Origin of the sequence: Granulicatella sp. HMSC30F09, assembly GCF_001806915.1 — a bacterium.
Classification (GTDB): Bacteria; Bacillota; Bacilli; order Lactobacillales; family Aerococcaceae; genus Granulicatella; species Granulicatella adiacens.
The window spans coordinates 50,667-63,067 of the sequence record NZ_KV786427.1 but is presented as its reverse complement, the minus strand read 5'-3'; the positions used below and the strand labels follow the sequence as shown (position 1 = coordinate 63,067).

Sequence of the window (12,401 nt, the reverse complement as noted above, 5' to 3'; positions counted from 1 at the left end):
ATTACGGAGTTGTTAAATAATATAAATCTTCTCTTTGTTGAAGTAATGGGTACGTTTGAACAGTTGGTTGTCCCATCAATTTACGGATAGAATTACTATTTTCTAACAAGACATCATCTGTTGCATAAGAATAATAAATTTGTTCTCCCGCATTGTTTGTTAATAATAACTGTCTTTCCTCGATAAAGGTTTGTGTTAAATTATTTCCTGTAATAGCAGGACCGTAAGTGTTTTTAAGTGCCATTACTTGGCCAATTGGTATGTCTGTCTTAACATTTTTGCTTACCGCATTCATTAATTGCTCGAAGTTAGCAATAGAATTAAACGTCATCAATTTCTTAACGAGTTCTTCAATCACGATTCGTTGACGTTTTTGTCGTCCTGTATCTCCTTCTGGATCATCATAACGCATACGTGCAAAACGTAAGGCACTTTCTCCGTCTAGTGTTTCTGTTTTTCCTTGGATAAATGTTCGTTCCTCATACGTAAAGGTCAATGGACTCGTCACTTCGATACCACCCACCGCATCAACAAACTCCATTAATCCTTCCATGTTAATTTGTACATAGAAATCAATGGTTGTATCAAGCAACTTCTCAACGGAATTAATAACCATTGGTGCTTTCCCATATGCATAGGCGTGGTTTAATTTATCATACCCACCTGTCCCTACAATCTCAGTATAAGTATCTCTAGGTAAACTTAATAATTGAGATTTTTTAGTAGTAGGATTAATTGTCAAAAGTAACATCGTGTCAGAACGCCCGTCTTCTTCGGTACGTCCGTATGCACCATTATCGATTCCTAGTAGCAAAACATTAATTGGTTTAGCATTTTTTATAATCTCATTAGCCTCTTGTTCTGTACGATTTCCAACGCTTTGAGTAATCGTATTAATCGTATTATTAATTTTACTTGCATAATACGTTCCTAGAACCGCAATAATTGCAAAAAGACAGATGAATACAAATGCTACACGTCCTTTTTTCTTTTTCTTTTGTTGACGTCTGCTTTGTCTACTCCATTCATTTGATTCGTTCATCGTTTCACTCCAATACTATTTCTATGGATTTTGGTTTTTAGTTGGCTGAGTTGGCTTTACCGGTTCTTGGGTCACAGGTGCTGCTTGTGTTGCTGGAACCTGGGTTTGAGGTTGCTCTGGAGCTGCTGTTACTTCAGGAGCTCTTGTAGCAGGAGCAACTGGTGTAGCTGCACTTGTATCCGCCGCACTTGACGGTGTTGAAGGCGTTGCATCATTTTCCTCAGCATTATTATTCGAATTACTATTATTGTAATTGTAATTGTTATTGTTATTGTTATTGTAGTTATAGTTATAATTTGGAGTCACATTTGGCTCTACATAAGTGTCTTCTTTTTCTTGTACTGGTGAGTTCTGCTGTGGCGCATTTTTTTGAATATCCACAGTTGATTGTGTTTCTTTTGTCTCAATATGCTGCAATTCAGAAATTGTTTCTAAATCAAGTGATTTTCTCAGTACATTCGAAATTCTCAATTTTTCTTCTTCTGGGATGACAAAGTAATAAATTCCATTAATCATCGCTCCGTCCCCATTAATGGTATCTGTTTCAAAATGTTGAAGAGCTTCTTTGTGAGTTTGCACAATTTGGAATAATTTTTCAACTGTAAAATTCGTTTTTACTGAATTTTCTAAAGTTTTTAAAATCTCTTCATATTTCGTTACTGAACCTAATGACAGTAATTTTTCGACTAATTTTTGAATCACATATTGTTGACGTTTCTGTCTACCAGTATCTCCTTCTGGATCATCATAACGCATACGTGCATATCGTAATGCTGCTTCTCCATCTACATGTCGTGTCACACCTTCCGTAAACGACTCATCTTCATAAGTAAATGTCAATGCAGGAGTAATTTCTAATCCCCCCACTGCGTTTACAAGCCCCATCAAGCCTTGCATGTCTACTGTTACATAATAATCAATCGGGATATTTAACATATTTTGAACACTATTAATCGCAAATTTTTCTTTCCCAAATGCATACGCGTGGTTCAATTTGTCAAAAGTCCCATACCCGATAATTTCCGTATAAGAGTCACGGGGAATACTAATCATCGTTGTTTTCTTTTGTTTTGGATTAACGGTTACCAACAACATTGTGTCTGAACGGCCCACTTCTGTATCACGGCCATAGGCACCATTATCAATCCCCAAAAGTAATACTGAAAAACTACTATCATCTGTTAATTCTTTATCTCTTAGTTGCAGCGTATCTACTTCCTGATGAATCGCATCCTCTGCTTGCGAAATACGGCTCCATGCATATGCTACTCCCGCAATTAGAACAGCAACAATAGCGATTGCTACGGTAAGGATAATTTTTCTATTTTTTTGACTTTTTCTTTGTTTTCTTCTATTTGATATTTTTTCTTCGTTTACTCTCATTCATTCCACTCCAATAACTATACAATCAGTTAATTATACCATAGATTCCCCTGAACTCATGAGTATTTATAGTTTTTTAAGAATTAACTTCTTCGTTAAAATAATCCTTTTTAAACTGAAACCCAAAAATCCAACCCTTTATGGTTCCTATTCCATATGCAAAATGAATGGCTATCATAATCAACGGAATCCATAATAATGTAGGGTTAAATTTTTGCTTCGAAATTTCAAACGCTGATAATCCTAAGACCGCTAATATATATAGCGAAAATACGGTCACGAGCGGCGCAAAACTGATCGGCGTTAACAACATTAAACCTAATAAAGTTGCCACAAATACTCCTGGCCCAAAATGGAATAGAGATAAACAATCACGACAAACATGGGATGTTAATCCTATCCAATATCCATTGGCAAATTTTTGATGGATCATTTTAGACAATGTTGGGCGAATATATTGAAACGATTCGATAGAGGTATCGTACCAAATTTTAAAACCATTTTTACGAATGCGATAATGATATTCGTTATCTTCTGTACGAGTTAGTTTTTCATCAAAATATCCAACCTGATTTACAACATCACGGTGATACATCCCTTGGAACACAGAATCTACATAACGACTCTCATCCCCTTTACGGTAGTTTGCAATACTACTCCCTAACGCAGATTCTTCTACAATATGTAACGTTTTTGAAAAATCATCATCCGCCTGCACAATAGTCGGTCTTCTTCCTCCACAAACCTTTTCTCCAGATTCAATGACTTTCACATTTGCTTCAATAAAATTCACTGGAATTTTGGAGTGCGCATCAATCTTTAAGAAACACTCTCCTTCAGAATTTTTAAACCCTAAATTAAGGCCTGTGTTTAAAGTTTTTCTTGGATTGTCTAAAATTTTAACACCGTAAAATAAGTGCTCATTTTCTAGTTTGAATTGATCCATTAAAGAACGCGTACCATCAGTCGACATTGCGTTCACTAAAACGACTTCGATATTTTTTAATGGATACGTTTGATTTTTTAAGCTTTCAAAAATTTCTGGCAAATAATCTTGCTCATTATATGCGCTAATATTAACGGAAACTAACATTTTTCCACCTCTTGGTCATATGATAAAAGGATTGGAACAAAACATCCCAATCCTTTTTATTTTATTTCTTTTTATTCGCAATATCAATCAATTCATCATGTAATTCTTGTTCAGAATAACTTTCAAAATTTTCGATAAAATTATATACACGATTAATTTGAGAATTGTCTGCAATTCCAATATGAATCTTCGGAAAGACTTGTTTTGGATTTACTTCCCCTTCATTTAATAATTCCTCGTACATCTTCTCACCTGGACGTAATCCAGTAAACTTAATTTCAATATCACCTTCGCTAAATCCTGAAAGACGAATTAAGTTTTTCGCTAAGTCTACAATTTTCACCGGTTTTCCCATATCAAGAACGAAGATTTCTCCGCCTCGAGCAAGAGAACCCGCTTGAATGACTAATTGAGCAGCTTCTGGAATCGTCATAAAGTAACGCACGATATCAGGATGAGTCACCGTAACAGGTCCTCCTTCAGCAATTTGCTTCTTGAAGAGCGGTATTACTGAACCACGTGAACCTAAAACATTCCCGAAACGAACTGCAACGAATTTTGTATATTCGCTACGAGTCGCCATATCTTGCACAATCATTTCGCAAAGACGTTTCGTCGCTCCCATAATATTTGGTGGGTTAACGGCTTTATCAGTCGATACCATTACGAACGATTTAACACGCGCATGACTAGCAGCTTCTGCAACATTTCTTGTTCCAAGAATGTTATTTTTAACGGCCTCACGAGGATTAATTTCCATTAGAGGTACATGTTTATGAGCTGCAGCATGATAAACCACATCTGGTTTATACTTATCCATCACTTCAAAGATACGTTTTCGATCTTGCACATCAGCAATCACTGGCGTAATCGTGAAGTGTTGTGAATACTTCCCTACTAATTCCATATTTAATTGGTAAATACTATTTTCACCATGTCCTAGGATGATGATTTCTTTTGGTTTGAATTTAGCTACTTGACGGCAAATTTCTGAACCAATCGAACCCCCTGCTCCGGTAACAAGGATTTTCTTACCACGTAATTGTTTTTCAATCATCGTTTGATCGAGTTCTACTGGGTCACGCCCTAGTAAATCTTCAATCTCCACATTTCTTAGTTGTTGAACATGTAAGTTCCCACTCATAACATCATCAATGTTTGGTAAAATAACGCATTCTGCACCGGTCTTACGGGCTACATCATATACTTCATTGAGTTTCTTGATCGGAAGAGATGGCATCGCAATAACTACTTTTGTAATCCCCATTGTATCCACAATACGCTCAATATCCTTAATAGCACCAAGAATACGAACTCCATAAATATCTTTACGAAGTTTATCTGGATCGTCATCCACAAAGGCAATCGGGTCCATTCTCATTGCTGGATGCATGAGCATTTGACGAACTAATAAAGTACCTGCAGCTCCTGCTCCTACAATTAAAGTAGGTTTCGCATTTTCCATAACGCTAGTATCTGCAAAGAATTCACGGAACACACGCATCGATAGACGAACTCCACCGATTGAAATCACCAGCAATAACCAGCATACGATTAAAAATTGCCACGTTACTTTCGTGTCAAAGAACGCTAAGCCTGAAATTGTAGAAACAATTACCGTTGCAGAAACACATTTCACAACCGTAATGACTTCATAGACACTGGCATATTCCCAATCTCTCCAATATAAATTGAAGAAATAAGAAAAAATATAGTAGGCGATTAAAGATAGAATCGCCGTAATCGTTAATCCGTGAATATTACGAATCAACCCTTCAGTTACTAATCGAAATCCTAAAAATACTGAACCAACAACAAGTAACGAATCGACGATGAATAATAATAAAATTCTAAATCGATTATTCATGAAATCATCCTCTCTTATTGTCCAAGCACTTCTTTAATTACTTCTAAATAATTTTGAACAATATAGTCAATATCCTCATCACTTAGTAGTCCGTGTAACGGTAAAGTTACTTCATTTTCAAAGAAGCAGTAAGCATTTGGATAATCTTCCATTTTGAAGCCCATATTTTGATAAGCTGTTAATAAAGGAAGTGGTTTATAGTGAACATTACATGAAATTCCACGTTCAGCCATTTTAATAATAATCTCGCCTCGTTGATCATAGGAAGCCCCTTTAATGCGTGTGATATATAAATGACGTGAAGATTGATAGTTTTCACCTTCATGTTGTAGTACTTGAATACGTGAATCAACTGCTAATCCAGCATCTAATTGACGAACGATTTCTTTTCTACGCTCTAGCAATTGAGGATAACGTTCTAATTGACCTAACCCAATAGCCGCCATTACATCGGCCATATTACATTTATATCCTGGAATGACAATGTCATATTCCCAAGAACCTGGTTTGATTTTTGCTAAAGCGTCTTTGGTTTGTCCATGTAATGAGTATACTTGGAATTCTTTATACATCGCTTCAGAATCCAATTCATTTGCTGGATTCCAAGTAATACATCCACCTTCAGCAGTCGTTAAGTTTTTAACGGCATGGAATGAGAAGGATGCAAAGTCTGCTAACTGAGCTACAGAAACACCATCGCGGGTCGTTCCAATCGCATGCGCACAGTCAGAAACGACAACAATACGATTGAAGTGACGTTGTAAGTTTGTCTTTGGCTTAAACAAGCTTCGTTTAGATTCAACCACTTCAAAAATACGACGATAATCACATGGGACACCTGCTAATTCTACTGGAATAACTACTTTAGTTTTTTCAGTAATTGCAGCCTCAAGAGCATCATAATTCATTTCAAAATGGTCTTCTTGGATATCCACCATTACTGGTGTTGCTCCAACGTGTTCAATCACACTACAAGAAGCCGTATACGTAAATGCTGGAACAATCACTTCATCTCCAGGTCCAACGCCTAGTACACGTAACGCTAATTCTAGAGCAGCTGTTGCTGAGTTTAAGCAAACCACTTTTTCTGTCCCCATAAACTCTGCTAATTGACGTTCAAATTCTTTTGTTTTTGGCCCAGTTGTAATCCAACCAGACTTTAATACCTCGATTACATTATTAATTTCCTTTTCTGAAATATCAGGTGGTGAAAATGGAATATTTCTAACTTTCATGTTGTTCCCTCCAAGTTATTTTAAAACAGCAATCACAGTTTTTACCATAATTGCAATATCTTTTTTTAAACTACATTCATTTAAATAATCAATATTGTATTGCATTTTTTCAGGCAGGATATGCTGGATATATGCTTCATCCACACTCAACCCTTGCTCTGTCCACTTTGCAATTTTTTCAGCCTCATGTCTGAATTCAATAGCGGCTAATGAAGTAACTCCGGCTGGCAATAAGAGTGTTGTTTGCATTTCTGGAGTGTATGCATCAACATATTTTTGAACTTCAGGTCTAGCCCCTACAAAAGACATGTCTCCAATAAGTACATTCAGCAACTGTGCCACTTCATCTAAGCGATAATTTCTTACACGACGTCCTACTTTTGTAATTCGTGGGTCATGATCTTGAGTAACTAATGGTCCTACTTTATCTGCATTTAAAATCATCGTTCTAAATTTAAAGATTTTAAAAATACGTCCATTGGTAGTGACCCGCTCTTGTCTATAAAATACCGGTCCTCCATCTTCTAATTTTATCGCAATTGCAATGATGATAAATACAATTGATAAAGGAATTAGAAGTAGCAAGGACACTACTATATCAAAAATTCGTTTTGAAATTAAATACCCCTTTTTCTGTCGAAGTTCTTTTTGTTTGTTAATTACGAGTTCATTCCTCATAAATTCTGGCAAAGAATTTTTTTCTTCCATAACTTCTCCCCTCATGCCTAGATAACCTTTCCTATTATACCATACTTTCTTCTTTTGAGGTAAATTTCTCTATTAATCTTGAATAAATTAATCGTAAAATTTTGAAAACAAAAAACTGAAAATATCTATTCGACATTTTCAGTTTCAATCATTATTTATTAAATTTTCTACTTTAATGAATAATTTTTTCTTCAAGAAGGCTTTCCCATATATTTAAAGCCAATTCTTCTTTAGAATTTTCTGGAAGATTCACTATATGTCCATCTTTTGTTAACAAAGTGACTTGGTGACTGTCCGAATTAAAACCGATACGAGAATTTGAGACGTCATTGGCAATAATGACATCTGCTTTTTTCTTTTCTAATTTTGCTTTTGCATATTCAAGCACATTCGTCGTTTCTGCTGCAAAACCGATAACTATTTGTTCTTCTCGTTTTGAATGACCTAATTTTTTTAAAATATCTGGATTTTCTAGCAACTCTAGCGTCAATCCTAATTCATTTTGTTGTTTTTTTATTTTTTGATTTAAACGATTGGCCACATAGTAGTCCGATACTGCAGCTACCATCACAGCAATGTCTGTTTTGGGAAACAGATGTGTGACTACATCATGCATCTCAAGTGCGCTTTCTACATAAGTCACTTGAACGCCGTAAGGAACTTTTAATTGCTTTGTGGTTGAAATCAACTGAACTTCGGCTCCTAAAACGGCAGCAGCTCTCGCTAATGCATAGCCCATTTTCCCAGAAGAATCATTTGAAATATAGCGAACTGGATCAATTCTTTCTTTTGTTCCGCCTGCAGTGATTAATACTGACTTCCCTTTCAAAGGAGACTTACTTACTCTTTTGCTTTCCAGAAAAGTGATTTGTTCAAAAATTTCTTCAGGTTCCGGTAAACGTCCTTTCCCAGTATAGCCTTCAGCTAAAAATCCAGTTGCAGGTTCAATCACTGACTTGCCATCTTCAACAAGTTGCTTCACATTTCGAACCGTTGCTGGATTTTCCCACATATGTTCATTCATCGCTGGAACTACATAAATAGGAGCAGTTGTTGCTAGTAAAGTACTTGTAACGAAATTATCAGCAATTCCATTAGCCATTTTCGCAATCGTATTGGCCGTTGCAGGTACAACTATAGCCACATCTGTCTGATCCGCCAAATGAATATGTTGAACCTTATTCGCTTCATCTTCGTCAAAGGTATCGATGTGAACTTTATTCTTCGTTAACACTTGAAATGTTAATGGTGTGATGAATTCGCACGCACTCTTCGTCATTGCTACTTCAACATTTGCCCCTGCTTTTACAAACAAGCGGACGAGTGTTGCAGCTTTAAACGCGGCAATGCCACCTGTTACAAAGACGGTTACGTTTTTACCCTTCCACATACACTATCCTCTTTTCTTAGAAACCGATAGTAAAACAGATGCAATAATCGGTGTCATAATAGACGCCGCTATCGCTTCTGCAATCCCATTTGACATTACAATCCCCATAAGTACAAGAGGCAATTCAGCTACCGTCTTTCCTGTTAATTCTGCATATTGTCCTGCCATCAATAGATAAATCAGTCCTAAAACTAAAATGGTATTCATCAGGCTTCCTAAAAATCCTGACAAAGCCATTCTTAATTTGTCATAAGTAATTACTTTGCTCATTTTATGATAAAACAAGGCAATGAGTCCTCCCATTAACAACCTTGGAAGTATTGAAATGAAAGGATTTGTAAATATCATAAAAGTTACTGCATTTCCTGAAGTAAACGCACGTAAAAAGGAACTGAATCCCCATGCGAACCCAAGAAGGAATCCTGCTTTAGGTCCTAATACAATCCCTCCAACAATAACCGTTATATGGATAATGGTAATATCTAAAATAAATAAGGGTAAGTTCCCTAAAAATGGTACAAAACTTTGCAAAATAATAATGGCAATAAACATCGCACTTAATACCATCTGAAAAGTTTTTTCTCTTTTCATATTGTCACCTCTAGTCTTAATGATTGTATTATACTAAGCTTTCTACTCCCAATCAACGCAAAAAAACTGAAAATAGCTTCAAAATTCAACTTTAATCAGCTATTTTCAGTTTTTTAGAAAGCATTATATATAAAATCTGTCGCATTCGTAAAATCAGTAAAAATACTATACAGGATAATACATGTAATGATGACATAAAATAACAGTGTCCATCCAACTAGTGAGTCTAACTTTTTGACCCAGTTCTCAATTCTTTTTTTCATGATAATCCCTCTTAAACTCCTATCCTCTGTTTCTTCTAGGAAAGTATACCACATTCCTATGCTGAAGAATATCCCCCTTAAAATACATTTAAAAGTTTTAATACTTTCTTAGATATTTCGCTGAACAAAAAACACCTAAGGTTCCCCTTAGGTGTTCAGGCTATCTATTTATTAGATTTTTGATACAGCTTCTTCAACTAATGCTTCAACTTCTTGAACAGTTGCACATTCATTAATCGCTTTAGCTGCTAATGCTTGCATATCGCTTAATGTTAATTTAGAAATTAAGCTACGTGTTTTTAGAACACTTGACGCAGACATTGAGAACTCATCTAATCCAAGACCTACTAATAGAGGCACAGCTGTTTGATCTCCAGCCATTTCCCCACACATTCCAGCCCATTTGCCTTCTTTGTGTGCTGAATCAATTACGTGTTTGATTAACGTTAAGATTGATGGGTTATATGGTTGGTATAAGTATGAAACGCGTTCGTTCATACGGTCAGCAGCCATTGTGTATTGGATTAAGTCGTTTGTTCCGATACTGAAGAAGTCCACTTCTTTAGCGAATTGGTGAGCTAAAACTGCCGCTGCAGGAATTTCAATCATGATACCTACTTGGATATCGTCGCTAACTTCAACACCTTCTGCGATTAATTTAGCTTTTTCTTCTTCTAATAATGCTTTAGCACCACGGAAATCATTTAATGTCGCAATCATTGGGAACATGATACGTAATTTACCGTATACAGATGCACGTAATAATGCACGTAATTGTGTACGGAACATTTCAGGTTCGTTTAATGAAATACGAATAGCACGATATCCTAAGAATGGGTTCATTTCGTGTGGTAATGGTAAGTATGGTAACTCTTTATCCCCACCGATATCCATTGTACGAACGACAACAGGTTTTCCATTCATGCCTTCTAAAACAGCTTTGTAAGCTTCAAATTGATCTTCTTCTGTTGGCATTTCGTGAGAATCCATGTATAAGAATTCTGTACGGTATAAACCAACACCTTCTGCACCATTGTTTACAACACCTTCTAAGTCTTTTGGTGTACCAATGTTTGCAGCCAATTCAACTTGATGGCCATCTTTAGTGTAAGTTTTTGAATCTTTTAATTTTTCCCATTCAGCTTGTTGAGCCGCAAATGCTTCAGCTTTAGCACGGTATTCAGCAACCACTTCTTCAGATGGGTTAAGGAATACATCCCCTGATAAACCATCCACGATAATGATATCTCCGTCTTTAGCAATTGAAGTCACTTCTTTAGTACCAACGATTGCTGGAATTTCTAAAGAACGCGCCATAATCGCTGAGTGAGAAGTACGTCCACCAATATCAGTAACGAAAGCTTTTACGTATTGGCGATTTAATTGAGCTGTATCGCTCGGTGTTAAATCGGCAGCTACGATAATCACTTCATCTTTGATAGTTGCTGGGCTAGGAATTTTAACGCCTAAAAGGTGAGCTAAGACACGTTTAGATACGTCACGAATGTCCGCAGCACGTTCTTGCATATAAGGGTTATCTTCCATTCCTGCAAAAATAGAAATAAACATATCTGTTACTTCTTTTAATGCAGATTCCGCATTAACTTTGTTAGATGTAATGCTATCTTTTACTTGTCCAATTAATTCTGGATCGCTTAAAACCATTAAGTGAGCATCGAATACTTGTGCTTCTTCTTCACCTAAGTTTTTTAAAGCTGTTTCCTTGATTAATTCGACATCTTTGATTGACGCTGCTAATGCATCATCCAAGCGTGAAACTTCTTTTTCTGAATCTTCTACAGTCACTTTTGTCACTGTTAAATCAGGTTCAGTCAAAGTATATACTTTGGCAATTGCGATACCATCACTAGCAGCAATCCCTTGTAATGTTGGTTTCATATTATTCAGCTAATCCTTCTTTTTTCATTGTTTCGTCAATTCCTGCTAATGCTTCTGCTTCGTCAGCACCTTCAGCAGTAATCACTACGTCAGCACCTTGGCCAACACCTAATGACATAACGCCCATGATTGATTTTAAGTTAACAGATTTTCCTTTGTATTCTAATTGGATATCTGAACTATATTTGCTAGCTGTTTGAACTAATAAAGTTGCTGGGCGAGCGTGGATTCCTGTTTCTGCGATTACATGATATTCTTTCTTTTCCATATTGAAAGTCTCCTTTGAAAGTAAATTTTGTTTTAAGAAATGTACATTCGAGAGCATGTAGTCCTCAAAAATACAACCCTTTCATTTAATAAGGTTACCATTTTTTTTCGATTTTAACAACTATTTCAATATATTTTTTAAAAGCACTTTCATCTTACTGAGAGCAAGCTATTCATCCTTTTTCAAAAAAATTAAATTTTCAAAAAAAGAGAGATGAAATAATATTAAAAACGCTGTATAATAATATTAATATTCGACATAAATAAAGGAGGCTGTGTCTGAAATGAAACTTATTGATATTACTAATTCTCACTCTCAACTTGTCAATGAACAGTTAGCTAACACGGATGCTTTCTATATCAAAGTATACTCTCTTGGCCAAACAACTGTTTTCTATGCTGACGCTGCCACTCACCGTGATATTGTCATCTTAAATAAAAAAAGACGCATTAAAGATGTTGAAATTGAATTTGTCGTTCATCGTTTGTTCCATATGGAACCTGATGGCCTTGATATTATCCATGCAGATAACTTTGTTGAAATTAGTATCCCTGTGGAGAAAAAACGACCCTCATTTAATTAACGGAAGCAATCAAAAACCGCTAATGAAGCAATTTCATTAGCGGTACTCTTTTTTTATATTGAGCCGAAAAAGATCATAT

11 protein-coding genes are annotated in these 12,401 nt (G+C 35.9%); 1 reads left to right on the top strand and 10 read right to left on the bottom strand.

The genetic code is table 11. The annotated features are described in order from the left end of the window. Position 1: 1 nt before the first annotated feature. The 10 genes from HMPREF3103_RS05530 to HMPREF3103_RS05485 all read right to left on the bottom strand — a co-directional run bounded on the left by HMPREF3103_RS05530 (position 2) and on the right by HMPREF3103_RS05485 (position 11,739). Positions 2-1,042 (bottom strand): LCP family glycopolymer transferase, encoded by a 1,041-nt coding sequence (locus tag HMPREF3103_RS05530; protein ID WP_070438057.1) that lies wholly within the window; start codon positions 1,040-1,042, stop codon positions 2-4. A gap of 21 nt (positions 1,043-1,063) precedes the next feature. Beyond that, complete coding sequence (locus HMPREF3103_RS05525; protein WP_070438054.1) at positions 1,064-2,425, bottom strand: LCP family glycopolymer transferase; 1,362 nt, start codon at positions 2,423-2,425, stop codon at positions 1,064-1,066. 76 nt (positions 2,426-2,501) lie between these two features. Continuing rightward, positions 2,502-3,518, bottom strand: coding sequence for a glycosyltransferase family 2 protein (locus tag HMPREF3103_RS05520; protein WP_070438051.1), 1,017 nt, complete (start codon positions 3,516-3,518; stop codon positions 2,502-2,504). Between the two features lie 61 nt (positions 3,519-3,579). Next, the gene (locus tag HMPREF3103_RS05515; RefSeq protein ID WP_070438048.1) at positions 3,580-5,385 is read right to left on the bottom strand and encodes a polysaccharide biosynthesis protein; all 1,806 of its coding nucleotides are present in this window, start codon (positions 5,383-5,385) and stop codon (positions 3,580-3,582) included. Positions 5,386-5,399: 14 nt separating this feature from the next. Continuing rightward, positions 5,400-6,620: a DegT/DnrJ/EryC1/StrS family aminotransferase gene (locus tag HMPREF3103_RS05510; RefSeq protein WP_070438045.1), complete on the bottom strand. Its 1,221-nt coding sequence runs from the start codon at positions 6,618-6,620 to the stop codon at positions 5,400-5,402. Between the two features lie 15 nt (positions 6,621-6,635). After that, positions 6,636-7,328 (bottom strand): sugar transferase, encoded by a 693-nt coding sequence (locus HMPREF3103_RS05505; protein ID WP_210384823.1) that lies wholly within the window; start codon positions 7,326-7,328, stop codon positions 6,636-6,638. A gap of 172 nt (positions 7,329-7,500) precedes the next feature. After that, a complete protein-coding gene (gene coaBC / locus HMPREF3103_RS05500; RefSeq protein ID WP_070438042.1) occupies positions 7,501-8,718 on the bottom strand; it encodes a bifunctional phosphopantothenoylcysteine decarboxylase/phosphopantothenate--cysteine ligase CoaBC in 1,218 nt (405 codons plus the stop codon). A 3-nt stretch (positions 8,719-8,721) separates the two neighbouring features. Beyond that, a complete protein-coding gene (locus HMPREF3103_RS05495) occupies positions 8,722-9,309 on the bottom strand; it encodes an ECF transporter S component (RefSeq protein ID WP_005606819.1) in 588 nt (195 codons plus the stop codon). 434 nt (positions 9,310-9,743) lie between these two features. After that, positions 9,744-11,471: a phosphoenolpyruvate--protein phosphotransferase gene (ptsP, locus tag HMPREF3103_RS05490; protein ID WP_070438039.1), complete on the bottom strand. Its 1,728-nt coding sequence runs from the start codon at positions 11,469-11,471 to the stop codon at positions 9,744-9,746. A 1-nt stretch (position 11,472) separates the two neighbouring features. Beyond that, the gene (locus HMPREF3103_RS05485) at positions 11,473-11,739 is read right to left on the bottom strand and encodes a phosphocarrier protein HPr (protein WP_039849104.1); all 267 of its coding nucleotides are present in this window, start codon (positions 11,737-11,739) and stop codon (positions 11,473-11,475) included. A gap of 283 nt (positions 11,740-12,022) precedes the next feature. Between HMPREF3103_RS05485 and HMPREF3103_RS05480 the strand changes: the two genes are divergently transcribed. Next, positions 12,023-12,322: a DUF1827 family protein gene (locus HMPREF3103_RS05480; protein WP_005606827.1), complete on the top strand. Its 300-nt coding sequence runs from the start codon at positions 12,023-12,025 to the stop codon at positions 12,320-12,322. The last annotated feature ends 79 nt before the right edge of the window (positions 12,323-12,401 follow it).